This window comes from Nonomuraea sp. NPDC052129 (genome assembly GCF_040680095.1).
Classification (GTDB): domain Bacteria; phylum Actinomycetota; class Actinomycetes; order Streptosporangiales; family Streptosporangiaceae; genus Nonomuraea.
In genome coordinates, this window is the sequence record NZ_JBFAVX010000011.1 from 256329 (window position 1) to 276466 (window position 20138).

Sequence of the window (20138 nt, forward strand, 5' to 3'; positions counted from 1 at the left end):
GGGGAGGATAAGGTCCGCCGATGGAAGTCGAGTCATCGATCTGCCTGAGCGACCTGGTCCCTGCCTTGCGCTGGAGCCGTCCCCAGCAAGTCGCGGAGGCGCTGGGCGATCCGCGCCTGCCGGCCGGGTGGTGGTCGTCCGTGGCTCTTTCGAGGGCGCTCGGCACGACCGGACTCGACTGGATCTGCGACCGGCTCGCCCTGCTGGCCTCGGCCCGCTGGGACCACCTCGCCCTCTCAGACGTGTTGCCAGCGCTGACCGTGCACCCCATCGACCCGGCGCTGCCCGGCTGGCCGGAGGCGACCAGGACGGCGATCACCGGCCTGGGTGGCTGGCAGCGGTTGCGCCGCCTGTCGCCCGGCGACCTGAAAACGCCGTCGGCCACGCCTGAAGTGGTGATCGGCTCGGTGTTCCGCGAGGTGCTCAGCCGCATCCCGGTCCAACGCGAACCCGGCCAGCCCGCCACCCAGCCCGCATCGCCCGCACAACAGGGCCACCCGGCACAGACCCGGCCGGGCCAGCCCGCCGCCCATCCGGGACAGGGCCAGCAGCCGGGCCTCCCGGGACAGGGCCACCCAGAGGTGACCCGCCCGCTTCAGCGTGGGACCGTCCCCGGCCAGCGCGACGGAGGCCCCGGCCAGCGCGACGGAGGCCCCGGCCAGCGCGACGGAGGTCCGGGCCAGAGCCCGGCGCACACCGGCCCGCTGCCCGCTGTGGCCCAGGACAACGGCGGCTCTCCCCGCCAGACCGGCTCCTTTCCCGTCCAGGGGGCCCCGCGGTCGGGTTCCTTCCCTGACCAAGGTGGGCCGCAGACCGGCTCCTTCGCCGCTCTGGGCGGGGCCGCCCGCCAGACCGGCCCCGCACCGGGCGGAGCCTCTCAGACCGGCTCGTTCCCGGCGCAGAACGAGGGCGCCCCGGCGCCTACGGCCGGTCGGCAGCCGCTGTCCGCTCCGCAACCTCAGTCCGGCCCCCAGGCCGCCCGCCAGGACACGAACTCCCCCGGCGCCAATCCCCCCGGCACCGCCCAGCAAGGCGGCCTCTTCCCCGGCGCCAACGCCCCGGGCACTGGCCAGCAGGGCGGTGGCCAGCAGAGCGGCGGGTTCCCGAACACCGGCCTCCCGGCCGCCAACGGTCCAGGCACCGGCTCCTTCCCAGCGGTCGGGTCCGTCTCGGGCACCGGCCTTTCGGGCCCTGGGCTTCCGGGCGCTGGGCTTCCGGGCGCCAACGTCCCCGGCAACGCGGACCCCGAGCGCACCGGCCCGCACACCGGTCCCCATCCCACCGCCGGCCCGCACACGGGCCCGCACCCCACTGCCACCGGACCGCACACGGGCCCGCACTCGACTGTCGGCCCGAACACCGGTCCGCACCCCAGCGGCGGCCCTCAGGTCGGTACGTCGCCAGCCAGCGGCCAGCTGCCGCCCAGTAGCCCGCACACCGACCCCCGGTCCGGTGCCGACCGTCCTGGCGGGACAGCCCAACCGGGCGCCCAGCCGAGTGCCCTCCCGGGCGCCGACCGCCTCCCCGGCGGAACGCCCCACACCGGACCACGCCCCGCCACCGGAACGCCCGCGGGCAACGGGTCCGTCAGCGGAACCGGCTCCTTCCCAGCGGTCGGGTCCGTCACAGGCACTGGCTCGTTCCCCGCTGTCGGACCACTGGTGGGCACCGGAACACCCGCAGGCAACGGATCATCCACCGGAACCGGCACGGGATCGCGCCCCGGAGGCGCCTTCCCGGGCGACCTGGGCACCACGCCCCGCACCCCGAACGCGGACTCCTCCACCCACACCGGCGACGTCTCTCTCCCGGTGACAAACGTTCCGGGTCTCGGCGGCGCGTACGACACACCCGCACCGGCCACGCCCGCGCCCTCCGAGACCGACCACGCCATGGTCCGGGTCGTCGACAGCCTGTTCCGCAGCCTGGACAAGCTGGCGCTCGCGGTGGCCGTACACCGCCTGTTCGCCGAAGACCCCGTCAGCCTGCGTACGCTCGCCCACAAGATGCTCGTCGACCGGGACGCGCTCTCCCAGGCGCAGCGGACGGCCGAGGAGCGCGTGCTGCACTGGCTGCGTTCGTCGGAGTCGGCGCCGGTCACTGGGCACATGTTCCGGCTGACGGAGTGGCTCGGCGCGGCCGCCACGCAGGACCAGCTCATCGGCGCCGACCCGGCGCACCCGGTGATGGTGCCGTCGCTGCGCACTCCGCTCTGGCGGGTGCTCGTGACGCTCATGCCCGACCGCCGCCTCCAGGACGGCTGGCTGGTGGTGGGCGACCTCCACGGCCTGCAGGCCCGTACCAGGCAGCTGCTGGCCGGTCAGCCCGCCGACGCCGACGTGGTGGAGTTGCTCAGCGAGCTGGGCATCCGCGCGCACTCGGCCAAGGCGTGGTTCGAGGCGCTGCCGGAGCCGTCGGACCCCGTGGCGTCCGCCCCCTCACCGGCCCAGCCGCTCCCCCGCCGTACGCCCGGAGCCAACGGCCACCACCACAGGGGCGGCCAGCCCATCCCCTCGGCCGAGAGCAACTCCATCGACCCGTCGGCGGCCCTCGCCACGCTCTCCGCCCTCTCGGGCGGCCGGTCCGGCATGCTGCCCCCCACGCTCGCGGGCACTCCCGCCACCCCACCGCCGCCGCTGCCGAGCCCTTCCTCGGACCCGCGCCGCTGGCAGCGCATCGAGGTCACCAACGAACACCTCCGGGGCGGCCCGGTCCCGGTGCCCGAGGGGTACGCCACGCAGCTCGGCATGCGCCCCGGCACCCTCCTGTCGGTGACCGGCCCGGGCGACAACGCGATCGTCCTGGTCTGGCAGGGCCACCAGCCAGTCTTCGACTCGCTCCAGCCGGTCCTCATGCGCCTCAACGCCCGCCCCGGCGACCAGGTGTACGTCACGGTCGACGGCTACCGCCTGGAAGCCCAGCTCACGGGCTGACCACAGCCACCCGGGACACCGCTTGACCCCAGAGGCCAAGCGGTGCGCCGGTCAGTCATCGGCGAAGAGGCGGATCCGATGGGCCACCGCGGATGCCTCGCCGCGGGAGGCGACACCCAGTTTGGCCAGGATGTTGGAGACGTGCACGCTCACGGTCTTGACCGAGATGAACAGCTCCCCCGCGATCTCCCGATTGCTGTGCCCCTCAGCCACGTGCCGCAGCACCTCCAGCTCGCGCGCCGTCAGCCCCAACGGCAGCCCGTCGGGCGCCGGCTCGTCGGCCATGGCGACACGACCCCGCCGCGCGAACGCGTCCAGCCGCTCGACCAACGGCGCCGCACCGAGTTGCTCGGCCAGCTCACGGGCTCTCGCCAGCCTGACCCCCGCCCCCTGCCGATCACCGGCCTCCAGCGCCGCACGGGCGGCACCTTCCAGGGTCCAAGCTTCGGAGTAGGGCTCCCGCAGCCCCGCCCAAGCCGCCACCGCCGCGTCCCACATCTTGAGCCGCCAGGCCGCGTCATCGAGACCGACCACGGAATCAGACTCGGATCCGACACCCGAGCCAACGCCGGGCCCGGAGCCCCGCTCCGGTCCGGCACCCGACTCAGGACCAGACCTCAAACCCAGCTCGGACTCGGACAGCCCCGTCAAGGCCATGAACGTGAGCCGGTGCGCCTCCTGGCAGTCTCCCTCAGTCTCGAGCCGCCCCGCGACCGACCGCAGCTCCCCCACAAGATCCCCGCCCAGCTGCGCGATCACCACCAGCAGCGGCCAGGCGTAACGCGGGCTGGCCACCAGATCCTGCTCACGCAGTGTCCGGGCAGCCGCCTCCCGCGCCTCGTCGAGGCGCCCCCGCGCCACCAGAAGCTCGACCTCCCTGCAGGCGTGCGGCAGCACGCTCTGGTCACGGAAGCGCCCGCGCGCCAGCACGCTGCGTGAGGCCGCGAACAGCTCCTCGGCCCGATCGACCCGCCCGCGCGCGAGCGCGATGTCGGAGGCCAACCCCTGCAGGCTGGCCCGGTAGGGCGGCGGCGGCATGAGCTCCAGGGCGTGCTCGATCACCTTCAGCGCCTCGTCCCAGCGCCCGAGCGACCACAGCGGCTCCGCCAGGTTGATCGACAGGAACGTGCCCGAGGTGCGCGCCACGCCATAGCGTTCGGCCTCGGCGATGCCGTCGCGGGCGACCTGCGCGGCGCGTTCGTGGCGGCCGGCGCCCTCCAGCACGTCGGATTCGGAGATGGCGCCGCGCAGCATCGCGTTGTAGGCGTCGGCCGCGGCCGCGATGCGGCGCGCTTCGGCGAACCCGTCCAGGTAGGCGTCGATGTCGGAGAACTGGCAGCGCGCCCAGGTCAGGCTGATCAGCGCATGCGCCTCGGTGTTGGCGTCGCCCACCTCGTGGCCGAGCTCCATGGCCAGCCGGGCCGTCGAGATCTTCTCCTGCCAGTCGTCGTAGAGCATGCGCGCCAGGCTCTCCAGCACCTGGGCCCGCAGCTTGCTGGGCTTGTCGGCGGGCACCAGCGACGCCGCCCGGCGCAGGTCGTCGACATGGCCGGGGCGGCTGAGGTCGTAACCGGTGAGACCACGCTGGCGCAGCAGCCTGGCGGCCCTGGCCGGCTCGGCCGTCTCGTCGATCTCGGCGAGCCCGGCGGTGGCCAGGGCGATCGAACGTTCGTACTCGCCCGCCAGATGGGCGACCGTGGCCGTCTGCCTGAGCACCTCGACGTGGTCGGCGCCGATGCGCTCCGCGGCGTCGGGCACCTGGTCCCACAGCTCCAGCACCCGGGACAGCATCCTGAGCTGCTCGTCGTAGGCGGCGGAGCGGCGGGCGGCGGCCGCGGCGTGCCAGGCGCTGATCAACGCCCACGTGGTGTCGTGGGCGGCGTGCCAGTGGTGGGCCAGCTCGATCGCGCCGCGCGGGACGGGCAGGATCGACAGGTCGCGCTCCAGCGCCTCGGCGAAGCGCGTGTGCAGGCGGGTGTGCTCGCCCGGCAGCAGGTCGTCGTGGAGCGCCTCGCGGATCAGCGCGTGCCGGAAGGAGTAGCCCTCGCCGTCGACGACCAGCACGTTGCCGGCCACGGCGGGCCGCAACGCGTTGGACAGCGCCACGTCGTCCCGCCCGGCGACGGCGGACAGCAGGTCGTGCTCGATGCGCTGGCCGCCCGCGCTGGCCACGCGGAGCAGCTCCTGGGTGTCGTCGGGCAGCCGTTCGACGCCGGCGAGCAGCAGGTCGCGCAGCGACTCGGGCAGCGCCTCCCCGACGCCGGACTCGCTGAGCAGCGCCTCGACGAACAGCGGGTTGCCCTCGCTGCGCGCGTAGATCAGGTCCATGTCGGAGCCGGACGGCTCGCGCTCCAGGATGCTCGCCGCCTGCTCGACGACCTCCTTGCGGGTGAGCCTGCGCAGCTCCAGCCTGGCCACCCAGCCGACGCGGCCCAGCTCGGCCAGCAGCGGGCGCAGCGGGTGGGTGCGGTGCAGCTCGTCGGCACGGTAGGTGACGACGATCAGCAGCCGTACGCCGGCGCGCTGGTAGCGGACCAGGAACGAGAGCAGGTCGCGGGTGGATCGGTCGGCCCAGTGGGCGTCCTCGATGACCAGGACGACCGGCCGGTCTTCCGCCAGCCGCTCCAGCAGGCCGAGCAGCTGCTCGAAGAGCCGGGCGCGGGCCTCGGAGCCGTCACCGTCGGGCTCACCGAACTCGGGCAGCAGCCGGGCCAGCCCGCGCGTGGTGCCGCCGGGCACGAGCGCCGCGACGCCGTCGCGGCCGAGCTCGCGCACCAGGCCGCGCAGCACCGCGGTGAAGGGGGCGAACGGCAGGCCCTCGGTGCCGAGCTCCATGCAGCCGCCGACGAGCACCATCGCCTCGCCCGCCCGGTCGGCGAACTCCCTGACCAGGCGCGTCTTGCCGACACCCGCCTCGCCGCCGACCAGCACGGTGGACGCCGCGCCGGTCCGGGCGCCGGCCAGCGCGCGCTCGAGCGCGCTCAGCTCGCCGGCGCGGCCGACGAAGAGCGGGCTCACCGCGTGGATGCTCACGCCCCAAGAATGCCATCCGGCGGCGACAGAAACGGCCCCGGGCCTGATCACCAGTACAGGTGACGCGCCTCAGGCGCGGTTCTCCCAGAACAACCTCTCGTCCTTGTCCGGATCGGTGACGATCTCGCACTCGGCGTCGAGCCACATCGTGGCACGGTCTTTCAGCGTGTAGGCGGGCCATCTCGGCACGTCCACGGCGGTGGGACGGCCCGTGCGTGCGAAGCCCGCCCACAGTCCGCTCATGTGCCGCGCGGTCGCCAGCCGCCCCGGCGATTGATCGGCATAGAGGAAGAAGTCGAGGTTCTTGTCGGTGTCGGCGAATTTGAGGTTGATGTCTGATGCGTGCGGCGAGCCGATGGGGAAATCGGTGCCCGGCACCACGGTCGGGTTCTTGTAGGCGAGCTGGTACATGAACACAGGCGCGGCGCGCTGCGTGTCGCGTCAGGCCGCGACGCGTGGAAGGTCCTGATGATCTGGTCGAGCTCGGCACCCTGGTACGTGCGACTCAGCTCCCTGCGCAGGCCGGCCTCGTCGATGCGGAAGATGTCGGGCGGCCCGAAGAGAGTCAGCTTCTCGGCCGTAAACCGTAAACGACCGAGCTTGCAGCTCCTCGCCGTCGATGGCTTCGACGGTCTGGTCCGCGTCAGGCAGCGTGACTCACTGCCCAGCCCGTCGCACCGCGTGCGGCGATGTTGCGGGCTGCGTTGACGTCCGCGTGCTCAGCGAAGCCGCACGACGTACACGAGAAACAGGCTTGATCGAGCCGGTTCTTGCGGTCCACGTGCCCACCTGAGGAGCACTGCTGGGAGGTGAAAGCCGGATCGACGTGGATGACGGCGACCCCGGCCCGGGCCGCCTTGTAGCCGATGAACGCTCCCAGCTGGTGGAAGCTCCAGGAATGCAGCGTGACCCGCTGGGGCTTGCGAAGCCGTACCCGGTCCCGGATGCCCTGGAGGTCTTCCAGGGCGATCCCTCAGTTCAACGGCGAACACGATCATGTGCACCTGCTGGTCCACTACCCGCCCAAAGTCGCCCTGTCAGTCCTGGTCAACTCCCCGGAAGGGCGCCTCGGCCCGGCTCCTGCGCAAAGAGTTCGGCCCGCACATGCGTCAACATCTATGGGACGGACACTTCTGGCCCCCTCCTACCTCGCCGCCTCCTGCGACGGCACCCCACCGTCAACCATCAACGAGTACATCGACAACCAGAAACAGCCGGACTGATCCGCCCACACGAACCCGGCCGACACGGCACCGCCCGGGCCTAGGCCCTCCCGCGCTGTCGTTTCCCCCGGCCGCAAACGCCTCGGGGTTCCACGCCAGATTCCGCTGAAGAACACCGTTTCATCCCGGCATGTGCCGCACATCAGCGGCTTGCCGGCCGAGAAGGACGCGACGCCGTCGGCGCTAGCGGAGGATCTTCCTGAACATCGTCGCCGACGCCTCGTAGCCCAGCGCGTGGTAGAACTCGGGCGCCCGCCGCGTGGCCATGGCCACATAACCGGCCTGCCGCGAACGGGCCCACGCCTCGAACTCCACCAGCAGCGCCCGCCCGATGCCTTGCCGGCGCGACCCGCTCTGCACCATCGCCTCCTCGACCCAGGCGACAGGCCCGTTGGCGAACAGCGTCAGGTGGACGAACCCCAGCAGATAACCGTGCACCCGGCCGCCCACCACGGCCGCGATCAGCATGACGTCGTCATCGCGCAGCAGTTGCGGCAGCGCCGCGTCGAAGGCCTCCCGCTCGGGCCTGAAGGTCAGCCCGAACTCCATCGCCAAGGCGAACAGCTCGTCCGCGTCGGCCTTCTCCGCTCTCCTGATGTGGAGATCGTCTGACGTCATGTCGTACGACCTTAAGTCGTGGCGTGGCCGCCGTCCACTCAGGTCAGCCCGTCAGCCCGGTCATGTCGGCTCGTCAGCCCGCTCAGGGCAGCGGGCCAGCCTGGTCAGGTCAGCTCGTCAGCGCCTTGACGGCCTGTTCGGCGACCTCCTGGGCGCCCTTCATGAGCACGTCCTCGGCGACCGGCTGGGTGTCCTTGCCCTGGGCCAGGATGTCACCGTTCTTGTTGTCGGTGCCGAAGTAGCGGACGTTGATCGTCGTGTTGCCCATCACGATGTAGGCCCAGACGTTCGTGGTGCCTTTGAGGTTCTGGGTGTACATGGCGTGGGTCTCGTCGCCGACGCCGTCGAAGTTCTTCATCTCACCGTACGTGCTCAGGAACCGCAGGCCGGGGTTCTCCTCCTTGGTGCCCGCCATGTCCTTCATCGAGCCGAAGTTGAACTCGGCGTCGTCCCTCGCGGCCGCGACACTGGGCCAGACGTTGACGGCCAGGTGGATGGTCCGCGATTCCAGGGTGCCGTTCTTGATGTTCTTGGATGTCTGGGTCCACTCGCAGCCCTTGCGCAGCGCTCCGTACCCGTCCTTCTGGACGCCCGGCGCGGACTGCGACTTGGGCGCGAGCCGCGTGGTCAGGCTCGCGGGCAGCAGGTCGCACACCTCCGGCACCGCTTTCAGCGGCGGGAAGGTGGAGGTGGCCGCAGGTGTCTCGGCCGGATCCGACGAAGCCGCCTCCGAAGGCAGCCCGGACGACGAGGGGAGCCCGGACGACGAGGGCAGCGACGAGGGGAGCGTGGACGGCAGGTCGGAGGGCAGCGTGGACGGCAGGTCGAACGAGGGCGACGGCAGCGCGACCGGAGGCGCCTCCCGGCCGACGTTGCGTACCGCGATCAGCGCCCCGCCCAGCACCGCCACCGCCGCGGCCCCCGCCAGCACGCCCTTGGCCCAGCCGGGCGCCTTCGGCGAGACGGGCCGCTCGCCACCGCCGTCCGGCCAGTAAGAGGCCGGCGGAACGGGCGGCGCCTGCGGTGCTTGTGGGCCCTGGATCATGGTCACCCCTCATCGCGGCGGATCATTACGAATGGGATGCTGTTGCCGCGTCCGGGATGGAAATATAGCGAACCGAAAGTCAGCCCACTATGGTCTCCAACGTGCCTGGTCTGGGGGATTCCAAAATCGCAGGCCGCTATCGGGTGCTACGGGCGCTCGGTCAGGGTGGCATGGGCACCATCTGGCTGGCTCACGACGAGCTGCTCGACCGCCAGGTCGCCATCAAGGAAGTACTGCTCCCGCAGTCCCTCGCCCCGGCCGAACGGGTGGAGGCGCTTCAGCGGGCCATGCGCGAGGCGATGGCGGCCGCCCAGCTGCGGCATCCGGGCATCATCACCATTCACGACGTGCTGTCCGAGGACGGGCGGCCGTGGATCGTCATGGAGCTGCTCCGAGGCCGTGACCTCAAGGACGCGGTGGCCGCCGAGGGCCCGTGGTCGCCGGAGCGGACGGCGGCGATCGGGTTACGGGTGCTGGAGGCGCTGTCCGTCGCCCACGCGCACGGCATCCAACATCGCGACGTCAAGCCCGCCAACGTGTACCTGACCAACGACGGCCGGGTGGTGCTGACCGACTTCGGCATCGCCAGGCTGGAGGACCAGGCGACGATCACCGAGTCCGGGCTGCTGATCGGGTCGCCCGGGTTCATCGCCCCCGAGCGGCTGCGCGGCGAGCGCGGCGGGCCCGAGTCGGACCTGTGGTCGCTGGCCGCCACGCTGTACGCGGCCGTGGAGGGCCAGGCTCCGTACGTCGGCACCTCCCCCATGTCGGTGCTGCGTGACGCCCTGACCCTGCCGCCCCGGCCGCCCCAGCGCGCCGGGAACCTCGGGCCGGTGCTGATGATGATGCTGGCCCGCGACCCGTACCAGAGACCCGCCCCGCAGGCGGCCGAGCAGCTGTTGCGGCGGGTCGCGGAGGGCGGCCCTGCACTGGCGGTCACGCAGCCGATGGCCGGGCGCGCGAACCGGCTGCCGCTCATCGTCGGCGGCGCGGTGGTCGCGGCGGCGGCGGTGGCGGGTACGGTGGCGTTCGTGGCCCTGCGGCCCGCGGACACCCCCGCGACTCCCGTGGCGGAGACCGTGACGCAGCCGACGCGCACCACGTCCGCCGTCCCGACCCCCACACCGACCAAGGAACCCGAGCCGGCCAAAACCCCCAAGTTCACCGCCCCCGTGAACCTGTGCACGCTGCTCACCCCCGCGCAGGTCGCCAAGCTCGTGCCCGGCGCGGGCAAGGGCAAACGCGACGGCGACATGTGCGAGTGGACCACCCGCGGCAAGGGACTGTCCGTCGAGGTGCTGGCCAACATCGGCGGGCCCGAGAGGTGGAGCACGGTCCCGGAGGACGCCGAGGAGGACTACATCGGTCGGCGCAACGGCGCCTACGAGGGAGCGGAGATCACGTGGACCTGGCCGGAGGTCGGCCTCACCAAGGGGATCAAACAGCAGCGCCGCCATGTCGAGGACATCGACGGCATCGGCGATGAGGCGTACGGCTACGAGTTCGTCAGCCCGAAGGGCAACGCCGAGAACGTCACCGTGGTCTTCCGGCTCAGCAACGTGAACGTCCAGATCGGCTACGTCAACGTCAACAAGATCGGCGACAACGCCGCCCTGCGCAAGGGGGCGCGCGACGCCGCGCGATGGCTGGCCGAGGCATTGAACCGCCAGGAGTGAGGCAATGAACCAACCGCGACTCGTGGGCGGCCGCTACCAGTTGCTCGAACAGCTCGGCCGCGGCGGCATGGGCATCGTCTGGCGCGCGCAGGACACCATGATCGGCCGCGAGGTGGCGGTGAAGCAGGTGCTGCTCCCGCCGAACCTCTCCCCCGCCGACCAGGCCGCGCTGCGCCACCGTACGCTGCACGAGGCCCGCGCGGCGGCCGGGATCCGGCACCCCGCGGTGGTCGGCATCCACGACGTGATCGACGACGGCGGCCAGCTGTGGATCATCATGGAGCTGGTCCGCGGGCGCTCGCTCGACCAGGTCGTCAAGACCGGCGGGCCGATGGGGGCGCCGTGGGCGGCCTCGATCGGGCTGTTCGTGCTGTCGGCGCTGGCCTCGGCGCACACGCGCGGCCTGCTCCACCGCGACGTCAAGCCGGGCAACGTGCTGCTCGCCGACGACGGCCGCATCCTGCTGTCCGACTTCGGCATCGCCGCCCCGACGGGTGCGGCCCCCCAAGCGGGCCGGCAGGTCGGCGTGCCGGTGGGCACGGCGGGGTTCACCGCGCCCGAATGCCTCACCGAGAGCGTCGCGCCGGGGCCGCCGTCCGACCTGTTCTCGCTCGGCGTGACGATCTACACGGCGGTGGAGGGCGTACCGCCGTTCCAGCGCAACACCGCGATGGCCACGCTCGGCGCGGTGATGACCGAGCCGCCCAGACCGGCGCAGCGGGCCGGCACGCTCACCCCGCTCCTGCTCGGCCTGCTGGCCAAGGACCCCGCCCACCGGCCCGACGTACGCGCGCTGCGGCGGGGACTGGAGCAGGTGGCGGGCCACGCGGTGCCCACCGTCAGGACGCCCGCGCCCGCGTGGGTGGTCTCGCGCACGGCCGCGTACGGCTCGGCGGCGGCCGTGGTCGTGGCATTCGTCGTCGCGGTCACGCTCATCCTGACCATGGGGTCGTCCGCCGCGCCGCCGCAGGCCACGCCGTCGGCGGCGGCACGGACCACGAAACCGGCGCCGAGCACGGCCGCCCCGACGAGTGCGGCGCCCACGGCCACGGCTTCCGCCAGTCCCTCGCCCGCGGTCACGCTGCCGGCCGGCAAGTTCTCGAAGGTCCCCCGGCCCTGCCAGCTGCTCACCAGGGCGCAGGCCACCCAGCTCGTCGGCGCGTTCATCACCTCCTCGACCGACCCGACGTTCAGATGCGCCTGGTCCACCGCGGGCCTCCCTCCGGCGGGCAAGGAGCTGAGCGTCTTCCTGACGCTCTGGCTCTACGCGCCGCAGGGCGACGGCTACGAGACCACGCTCGCGCAGGAGCACGTGGCGGGGGCGCGGAAGGAAGCCGAGGACAAGGCGGGCAGGGGCGGCTCGGGCGAGAAGCAGGGCGAGGTGTTCGAGATCCCGGGCGCGGGTGAGGAGGCCATCGCGTACGAGATCTCCCGGGTGAAGTTCAACGACAAGGCGGAGGCCGAGGTACACGTGCTCTTCCGCACCGGCAACATGGTGGGCGAGTTCCGCTTCGTGCACGACGTGGCCAAGGACGCCACGCTGCGGGACAAGGCCGCGCGGGCGGCCAAGTTCCTGGCCGCGAACCTCGACGCCAAGGCCTCCTGACCATGCGCGTGATCGCCGGACGCTACCAGCTGCTCGCCCCGCTCGGGGCGGGCGGCGCGGGCACGGTGTGGCGGGCGCGTGACGAGCTGCTGCACCGCGAGGTCGCGGTCAAGGAGGTACGCCTGCCGCCCGGCCAGGACCAGCAGCGGGCCCTGATCGACACGCTGCGCGAGGCCAGGGCGGCGGCGGCGCTGAACCACCCGTCGATCATCACCGTGCACGACGTGATCTCCGAGGGCGGCCAGCCCTGGATCATCATGGACCTGCTCGCGGGCACCTCGCTGGGCGATCTGGTCAAGACGCGCGGCCCGCTGCCGCCCGGCCACGTCGCCACGATCGGCCTGCGCGTACTCGACGCGCTGGAGGCCGCCCACCACCGCGGCATCCTGCACAGGGACGTGAAGCCCGGCAACGTGATGATCACCGATGTCGGCGAGGTCGTGCTGACCGACTTCGGCATCGCCGCGCACACGGGCGACGCCCCCGGCGCGGGTACGGCCGCCGCCGCGGCGCACTTCGGCGACGTCGCGGGCTCCCCCGGCTACATCGCGCCCGAGCACCTGCGCGGCGAGCCCGCGGGCCCGATGGCCGACCTGTGGTCGCTCGGCGCCACCCTGTACCTGGCCGCGGAGGGCCGGGCACCGTTCGAGCGCGACTCGGCGATGGCGATCGTCGCGGCCGTGCTCACGCTGCCCCCACTGCCGCCCGTCACCGCGGGCCCGCTGGGCGGCCTGCTCCTGGCGATGCTCGACCGCGACCCCGCCGCCCGTCCGCACCCTCGGGCCATCAGGGCGCACCTGGAGTCACTGGCGGTCCCGCTGCCCATCCGGCCGCGCGAGACCGCGCCCGCCACGATCCCGGTCCGCGCCCACCCGCGCCGCCGTACGCCGCTCGTGCTGGGCGGTCTGGCGGCGGGTACGGCCATCACGGTCACGGCGGTCGTACTCGTCAACAGCTCCGGAGGCTCTCCCACCATCACGGCGCCGGCCACTCCGGTCGCCCAGCCCGCCTCGACCACGGCGCCCCAGACTCCGGCGCCCTCTCCCACCACGGCGCCCCCGACCGCACCGGCCAGGGGCGACGGCCAGTTCGGCCAGCCGCCTAAGGCGTGCGCCCTGCTCACCGACGACCAGGCGCAGACCGTCCTGCCCGGCTCCCACTCCAAGCAGCCCGCCCTCTACGACGAGAGCGAATGCTACTGGTCGGTCGGCATGGTCGGGCTCCTCGACCGCCCGTCCATCAATCTCAAGGTCAAGTACTCCGGCACGGTCAAGGCCGCCGAACATGCCTTCACCCAAACCGTACAGGCCCGCGACACCAAGGCGGGCAGCCAGCAGACGGTGACGATCTCGCGCACCAGAACGGTGCGCGCGGGCGACGAGGCGGCCGCCCAGGACAACGAGGCCGGCATCACCCACACCTCGACGACCACCATATGGATGCGGGTCAGCAATGTGATCGTCCAGGTGGAGGCCAGCCATCCGAAGCGAACGAAGGTGACCCCCCAGCTCCGGGACACCGCTCTCAAGACCGCCCGCGCGGTGGCCGACACCCTCCAGAAGGCGCGATGAACCAGCAAAATGACTTCCCGACCGCGGCCGTGCCACGCACCGCTCCCACCCAGCAGTCCCGCCCCGGGCTGCGGGTGACGCCGGCGATCCTGAGCGGGGCGGCGGCCGTGGTCGTGCTCATGCTGTTCACCGTCCTGTTCCTGCTCACCCGGCAGCCCGACAAGACCGAGGCCGCGGCCGTACCCGTCAAGACCACGCGGGCGGCCGAGCCCTCAGTCAGCCGGCCTTCGCCCAGCGAACAGGCCAGCACGAGCGAGCCCGCGCCGACCGGGGCCGCCACGTTCACCAAGACCGTCGACCCCTGTACGGTCACGGACGAGGACCTGGTCAAGAAGCTGACGTTGTTCCCGGACAAGTCGCAGATCAAGGCCGAGGAGTGCGAGTGGTCGACGCTCGCGCCCGGGTCGGGGATGCCGGGCAACATGCAGTTCCGGCTCCAGGTGTACGTGAAGGTCTTCCCGGGTGACGTGGCGGCGGCGCACGAGCAGTTCGTCGCGCAGCGGCAGGAGGCCGTACTTCTGGCCAAGACCTCCACCCCCGCCGAGCCGCCCATCGGCGACGCCTCCTGGACCACCCTCTACACGCTGCCCGGCGACACGGGTAAGGGGCCGACCATCGCGACCGCCGGCGTCCGGGTCAGCAACGCGGTGATCCAGGTGACCTACCAGCGGCGGGTCACCGAGGACCCGACGGGCCGGCTGACCAAGGGCGCCCTGGACGTGGCCAGATCGGTCGCCGAGAAGCTCGGCACGTCGAACTGATCGGTTTACAGGTCGCCCAGCCCCAGCTGGCGGGCGATCAGCATGCGCTGGACCTCGCTGGTGCCCTCGCCGATCTCCAGGATCTTGGCGTCGCGGTAGAAGCGGCCCACCGGGAACTCGTTCATGAACCCGTAGCCGCCGAAGACCTGCGTCGCCTCGCGGGAGTTGTCCATGGCGGCGTTGGAGGAGACGAGCTTGGCGATCGCCGCCTCCTTCTTGAACGGCACCCCGGCCAGCATCTTCTCAGCCGCGTGGTAGTAGGCCAGGCGGGCGGTGTGGGTGCGGGCCTCCATGTCGGCGATCTTGAACTGGATGGCCTGGTAGTGGCCGATCGGGTGGCCGAACGCGCGTCTGTCCCTGACGTAGCGCAGGCATTCGTCCACGCAGCCCTGGGCCAGGCCGACGCCGAGGGCGGCGATGGCGATGCGGCCCTCGTCGAGTGTCTGCAGGAACTGGGCGTAGCCGCGGCCGCGCTCGCCGAGCAGGTTCGCGGCGGGCACGCGGCAGTCGGAGAAGGACAGCTCCCTGGTGTCGGAGGCGTTCCAGCCGACCTTGGAGTACTTCTTCGAGACCGTGAAGCCGGGCGTCCCGGACGGCACGAGGATGGTGGAGATCTCCCGCTCGCCGGTCAGCGCGGCGACGCCGACCACACCGGTGATGTCGGTGCCCGAGTTGGTGATGAACGCCTTGGTGCCGTTGATCACCCATTCGGCGCCGTCGAGCGTGGCCGTGGTGCGCATGCCGCCGGGCACGTCGGAGCCGCCGCCGGGCTCCGTCAGGCCGAACGCGCCGAGGGTCTCGCCCGCCGCCATCCCCGGCAGCCAGGTCGCCCGCTGCTCGGGCGTACCGAATCGGTAGATCGGCATGGCGCCCAGCGACACCGCGGCCTCCAGCGTGATCGCCACGCTGGAGTCGGCGCGCGCCAGCTCCTCCAGGGCCAGGCAGAGCGCGAAGTAGTCGCCCCCCATGCCGCCGTACTCCTCGGGGAAGGGCAGGCCGAACAGGCCCATGGCGCCCATCCGGCGCACGATGTCGTACGGGAACTCCTCCCGCTCGTAGTAGTCGCCGATCACCGGCGCCACCACATCGCGGGCGAACGCCTCGACGGTCTTGCGCAGCTCTTCGTACTCATCGGTCAGCATGGCGGGTCAGCCTTTCGCGAGGGCCTGGACGACGCGGGACGGGCTGGGGCGGCCGAGCCGCTCGGCCAGCCAGGTGCTCGTGGACACGAGCTTGTCGAGATCGAGACCGGTGTCGATGCCGAGCCCGTGCAGCATCCACACGAGGTCCTCGGTGGCGAGGTTGCCGGTGGCCGACTCGGCGTAGGGGCAGCCGCCGATGCCGCCGGTCGAGGCGTCGACGACGGTCACGCCCGACCGGAGCGCGGCCAGCGTGTTGGCCAGGGCCTGGCCGTAGGTGTCGTGGAAGTGCACGGCCAGCCGGTCGGGATCGCGGAACGACTCGATCAGCGCGGTCACGTGGCCCGGGGTGCCGACGCCGATCGTGTCGCCGAGCGACAGTTCGTGGCAGCCCAGGCCGAGCAGCCGCTCGCCGACCGCGACGACCTGCGCGATCGGCGTCGGGCCCTCCCACGGGTCGCCGAAGCACATAGAGACGTACGCGCGGACCTTGACGCCGTTGTCGATCGCCCTGGCCACGACCGGCTCGAACATGTCGAACTGGCTCTCCAGGCTCCGGTTCAGGTTCTTGGCGGCGAAGGTCTCGGTGGCGCTGGCGAAGACGGCGATCTCCTCGACGTCGTGGGCCAGCGCCCGGTCCAGGCCGCGCGCGTTCGGGACGAGCACCGGGTAGCGGACGCCCGGACGCCGGTCGAGCCTGGTGAGCAGCTCTTCCGCGTCGGCGAGCTGCGGCACCCAGGTCGGGTGGACGAAGCTGGTGGCCTCGATCACCCGGTGGCCCGCGTCGGCGAGCCGGTCGATGAACTCGGCCTTCACCTCGACCGGGACGATCGCGGACTCGTTCTGCAGGCCGTCGCGCGGCCCCACCTCGTAGACGGTGACCTGGTGCGGAAGGCCCTCCATCGGGTACGGCCTGCGCATCAGGACTCCCCGGCGGTGACGACGGCCAGGACGGCGTCCATGTCGACCGGCCGGCCCGCCTGCACGGGCAGCTCGGTGACCCGTCCGTCGCAGGGGGCGGTGACGGTGTGTTCCATTTTCATGGCCTCCACGATGAGGAGCGGCTGGCCCGCGCTCACCTGCTCGCCCGGCTGGGCCTTGACGACCAGGACGGTGCCGGGCATGGGGCTTCTGACCACGCCGTCGCCCGCGTGCGCGGCGCCGGGGCGGTCGCCTGGGTCGCCGATGCGGTGGCGGGTCAGGGCCCAGGACTGTCCGTCCCTGCCCAGCCAGAGGGTGTCGTCGTGGCGGGCGTGGGTGTAGTGGTGGGTACGGCCGGCCAGGGTGACGGTCAGCTTGGCGCCGTCGACCAGAAGCCTGGCCGGAACGGCCTCCCCAGTCTCCTGGGGTGGGCACCCAATGCGGATTTCTGCTGATTTTTCGGGCAGGCCGCGTACCTGGATCGTGTGGACGCCGTCCCGCGACTCCAGCCGCCAGGCCGTCCACGCGCGCTCGCCGACCCGCCAGCCGTCCGCGACCTCCCACGGATCCGAGCCCTGAGGCACGGCGTGGAAGACCAGCGCGGCGGCGGCCAGCACCTCGGCGGGCGGCCCGGCGGCCGGGACCAGCGCGGGCAGCACCCGCTCGACCAGCCCGGTGTCGAGCTCGCCCGCCCGCACCTCCGGGTGCGCCGCGAGCGCCCGCAGGAACGGCACGTTCGTGATCACGCCGAGCACGACCGTCTCGGCGAGCGCCTGGTCGAGCCGCCGGAAGGCCGCCTCCCGCGTGGGCGCCCACGCGATGACCTTGGCCAGCATCGGGTCGAACTCGCTGCCCACGACACCGCCCTCGACCAGCCCGGAGTCGACCCGGACGCCACCCTCGACCAGCCCCGAGCCGACCCGGACGCCGCTCTCGACCAGTCCCGAGCCGCCCCGCACGCCGCCGGGCTCCGCCAGGCGCAGGACCCGGCCGCCCGTGGGCAGGAAGCCGCGCGACGGGTCCTCGGCGTAGACGCGGGCCTCGACGGCGTGGCCGCGAAGCCGTACCTCGTCCTGGGTGAAGGGCAGCGGCTCGCCCACCGCGACCCGGAGCTGGAGCTCCACCAGGTCGAGGTCCGTGACCAGCTCGGTGACCGGATGCTCCACCTGGAGGCGGGTGTTCATCTCCATGAAGTGGTACTCGCCGGTCGTGCCGTCGACGATGAACTCGACCGTGCCCGCGCTCACATAGCCCACCGCGCGGGCGGCCTCCACCGCCGCGGCGCCCATCCGCTCCCGCATCGCGGCGTCGACGAAGGGGGACGGCGCCTCTTCGATGATCTTCTGGTGGCGGCGTTGCAGGCTGCACTCGCGTTCGCCCAGGTGGACGACGTTGCCGTGGGTGTCGGCCAGCACCTGGATCTCGATGTGGCGGGGGTTCTCGACGTAGCGCTCGATCAGCAGGGTCTCGTCGCCGAACGCGGAGCGGGCCGTACGGCGAGCCGACTCCAGCGCGTCGGGCAGCTCGGCGGCCGAACGGACCAGCACCATGCCCTTGCCGCCCCCGCCCGCCGACGGCTTGATCAGGGCGGGGAAGTCCGTCCAGGACAGCAGTGAGTCGCCGGGCTCGGCGCCGCCCGGCACGACGGGGACCCCGGCGGCCGAGACGGTGGCCTTGGCGCGGATCTTGTCGCCCATGGCGTCGATGGCCGCGGGCGGCGGGCCGACGAAGACCAGCCCCGCCTCGGCGCACCGGCGGGCGAACTCGGCGTTCTCCGCGAGGAACCCGTATCCGGGATGTACGGCCTGCGCCCCGGACGCCTCGGCCGCCGCCACCATCGCCCCCATGTCCAGATATTTCGAGATCTGGAGGGCTGTGTCGGCCTCGCGGACGTGCCGGGCGTCCGCGTCCGAGGCCGTGTGGACGGCCACCGACGTGATGCCGAGCGCACGCAGCGTGCGGATGACCCGGACGGCGATCTCGCCCCGGTTGGCGACGAGAACACAGGTGAACATGGGCAGCGTGGTCAACGTGGTCACATCCGGAAGACGCCGTAGCCGACGGGGTCGAGCGGGGCGTTGGCCGCCGCGGAGAGTGCCAGGCCGAGGACCGTACGGGTGTCGAGCGGGTCGATCACGCCGTCGTCCCACAGCCGGGCCGTGGAGTAGTAGGGATTGCCCTGGTGCTCGTACTGCGCCCTGATGGCGTCGGCGTCGGCGTTGCCGACGGTGGTGAGCACGTTCGCGGCCTGCTCGCCGCCCATGACCGAGATGCGGGCGTTCGGCCACATCCACAGGAACCTGGGGGAGTACGCCCGCCCGGCCATCGCGTAGTTGCCCGCGCCGAACGACCCGCCGATCACCACGGTGAACTTCGGCACCCTGGCGCAGGAGACCGCGGTGACCATCTTGGCGCCGTGCTTGGCGATGCCGCCCGCCTCGTACGCCTTGCCGACCATGAACCCGCTGATGTTCTGCAGGAACACCAGCGGGATGCGCCTGCGGTCGCACAACTCGATGAAGTGCGCCCCCTTCAGCGCGGACTCGCTGAACAGGATGCCGTTGTTCGCGATGATCCCGACCGGGTGCCCGTGCAGGTGGGCGAAGCCGGTGACCAGCGTCGCGCCGTACTCGGCCTTGAACTCCAGGAACCGCGAGCCGTCGACGAGCCGCGCGATGATCTCCCGCACCTCGTACGGCCGGCGGGTGTCGGCGGGCACGATGCCGTAGAGGTCGCGCGGGTCGTGGCGGGGCTCCTCGGGCTCGACCCGGTCCCAGGGCCGCTCGGCTCTCGGGGCCAGCGTGGAGACGATGTCGCGGACGATGGCCAGCGCGTGCGCGTCGTCGTCGGCCAGGTGGTCGGTGACGCCGCTGACGCGGGCGTGCAGGTCGCCGCCGCCCAACTCCTCGGCCGTGACCTCCTCGCCGGTGGCCGCCTTCACCAGCGGCGGGCCGCCGAGGAAGATGGTGCCCTGGTCGCGGACGATGACGGCCTCGTCGCTCATGGCCGGGACGTACGCGCCGCCCGCCGTACACGATCCCAGCACGGCGGCGATCTGCGGGATGCCGCGCGCGGACATCGTGGCCTGGTTGTAGAAGATGCGGCCGAAGTGCTCCCGGTCGGGGAAGACCTCGTCCTGCTTGGGGAGGAACGCGCCGCCCGAGTCGACCAGGTACACGCACGGCAGGTGGTTGTGCAGCGCCACCTCCTGCGCGCGCAGGTGCTTCTTGACGGTGATCGGATAGTACGTACCGCCCTTCACGGTGGCGTCGTTGGCCACGACCACGCACTCGCGCCCGGCGATCCGGCCGACACCGGTGATGATCCCGGCGGCCGGCGCCTGGTCGTCATAGAGGCCGTTGGCGGCCAGCGGCGACAGCTCCAGGAAGCGGGAGCCGGGGTCGAGCAGGCCGTCGACGCGGTCGCGCGGCAGCAGCTTGCCGCGTTCGACGTGGCGCTGCCGCGACCGCTCGGGACCGCCCGCGGCGGCCGCGGCGAGGCGCTCCAGCAGGTCGGCGGCGAGCCGCTCGTTGAGCTCGGCGTTGTGCTTGTACGCCTCGCTTCCGGGGTCCGCGGCCGAGTTCAGCACCGGCCAGTCGCTCATGTATCCCC

General features: G+C 72.3%; 12 protein-coding genes and 4 pseudogenes. 7 read left to right on the top strand and 9 right to left on the bottom strand.

Annotated elements, in window-relative coordinates:
• Positions 1 to 20 precede the first annotated feature (20 nt).
• Positions 21 to 2933, top strand: coding sequence for a hypothetical protein (locus AB0L53_RS25430; protein WP_363998368.1), 2913 nt, complete (start codon positions 21 to 23; stop codon positions 2931 to 2933).
• Positions 2934 to 2984: 51 nt separating this feature from the next.
• On the opposite strand, the gene AB0L53_RS25435 is transcribed toward AB0L53_RS25430, so the two are convergent.
• The 3 genes and pseudogenes from AB0L53_RS25435 to AB0L53_RS25445 all read right to left on the bottom strand — a co-directional run.
• Complete coding sequence (locus tag AB0L53_RS25435) at positions 2985 to 5966, bottom strand: AAA family ATPase (RefSeq protein ID WP_363998371.1); 2982 nt, start codon at positions 5964 to 5966, stop codon at positions 2985 to 2987.
• 69 nt (positions 5967 to 6035) lie between these two features.
• Positions 6036 to 6386: pseudogene (locus AB0L53_RS25440) on the bottom strand (carboxylesterase family protein); the annotation flags it as partial.
• Between the two features lie 223 nt (positions 6387 to 6609).
• Positions 6610 to 6939: pseudogene (locus AB0L53_RS25445) on the bottom strand (transposase); the annotation flags it as partial.
• Between AB0L53_RS25445 and AB0L53_RS25450 the strand changes: the two are divergent.
• A pseudogene (locus AB0L53_RS25450) lies at positions 6932 to 7021 on the top strand (transposase); the annotation flags it as partial. The pseudogenes AB0L53_RS25445 and AB0L53_RS25450 sit on opposite strands and share 8 nt — an antisense overlap.
• Positions 6995 to 7189 (top strand): annotated as a pseudogene (locus tag AB0L53_RS25455) (IS200/IS605 family transposase); the annotation flags it as partial. The pseudogenes AB0L53_RS25450 and AB0L53_RS25455, both read left to right, overlap by 27 nt.
• Positions 7190 to 7372: 183 nt before the next feature.
• Here AB0L53_RS25455 and AB0L53_RS25460 read toward each other — a convergent pair.
• Together AB0L53_RS25460 and AB0L53_RS25465 are read right to left on the bottom strand one after the other, a co-directional pair.
• Entirely contained in the window at positions 7373 to 7807 is a 435-nt protein-coding gene (locus AB0L53_RS25460) for a GNAT family N-acetyltransferase (protein WP_225289643.1), read from the bottom strand.
• Positions 7808 to 7916: 109 nt separating this feature from the next.
• Positions 7917 to 8852 (bottom strand): hypothetical protein, encoded by a 936-nt coding sequence (locus AB0L53_RS25465; protein ID WP_363998374.1) that lies wholly within the window; start codon positions 8850 to 8852, stop codon positions 7917 to 7919.
• Between the two features lie 89 nt (positions 8853 to 8941).
• Between AB0L53_RS25465 and AB0L53_RS25470 the strand changes: the two genes are divergently transcribed.
• Genes AB0L53_RS25470 through AB0L53_RS25485 form a run of 4 tightly spaced genes read left to right on the top strand, consistent with a single transcriptional unit; the run spans position 8942 to position 14466 of the window.
• Positions 8942 to 10528, top strand: coding sequence for a protein kinase (locus tag AB0L53_RS25470; RefSeq protein WP_363998377.1), 1587 nt, complete (start codon positions 8942 to 8944; stop codon positions 10526 to 10528).
• Between the two features lie 4 nt (positions 10529 to 10532).
• Positions 10533 to 12134, top strand: a complete 1602-nt coding sequence (locus tag AB0L53_RS25475) for a serine/threonine-protein kinase (RefSeq protein ID WP_363998380.1) — start codon at positions 10533 to 10535, stop codon at positions 12132 to 12134.
• Positions 12135 to 12136: 2 nt separating this feature from the next.
• Positions 12137 to 13705, top strand: coding sequence for a serine/threonine-protein kinase (locus AB0L53_RS25480; protein ID WP_363998383.1), 1569 nt, complete (start codon positions 12137 to 12139; stop codon positions 13703 to 13705).
• The gene (locus AB0L53_RS25485) at positions 13702 to 14466 is read left to right on the top strand and encodes a hypothetical protein (RefSeq protein WP_363998386.1); all 765 of its coding nucleotides are present in this window, start codon (positions 13702 to 13704) and stop codon (positions 14464 to 14466) included. The genes AB0L53_RS25480 and AB0L53_RS25485 overlap by 4 nt, the downstream gene beginning before the upstream one ends.
• Positions 14467 to 14471: 5 nt before the next feature.
• Here AB0L53_RS25485 and AB0L53_RS25490 read toward each other — a convergent pair whose 3' ends face one another.
• From AB0L53_RS25490 to AB0L53_RS25505, 4 genes are read right to left on the bottom strand one after another with little or no spacing between them, the layout of a single operon-like run.
• Positions 14472 to 15608, bottom strand: coding sequence for an acyl-CoA dehydrogenase family protein (locus AB0L53_RS25490; protein WP_363998389.1), 1137 nt, complete (start codon positions 15606 to 15608; stop codon positions 14472 to 14474).
• Positions 15609 to 15614: 6 nt separating this feature from the next.
• Positions 15615 to 16526 carry a hydroxymethylglutaryl-CoA lyase gene (locus AB0L53_RS25495; RefSeq protein WP_357642855.1) on the bottom strand — a complete coding sequence of 304 codons (912 nt, stop codon included), beginning with the start codon at positions 16524 to 16526 and terminating at the stop codon, positions 15615 to 15617.
• Positions 16526 to 18541, bottom strand: a complete 2016-nt coding sequence (locus AB0L53_RS25500; protein WP_363998529.1) for a biotin carboxylase N-terminal domain-containing protein — start codon at positions 18539 to 18541, stop codon at positions 16526 to 16528. Before AB0L53_RS25500 ends, AB0L53_RS25495 begins: the two co-directional genes overlap by 1 nt.
• Positions 18542 to 18561: 20 nt before the next feature.
• On the bottom strand, positions 18562 to 20130 hold the full coding sequence (locus tag AB0L53_RS25505) for a carboxyl transferase domain-containing protein (protein WP_363998392.1): 1569 nt from the start codon (positions 20128 to 20130) through the stop codon (positions 18562 to 18564).
• Between the last annotated feature and the right edge of the window lie 8 nt (positions 20131 to 20138).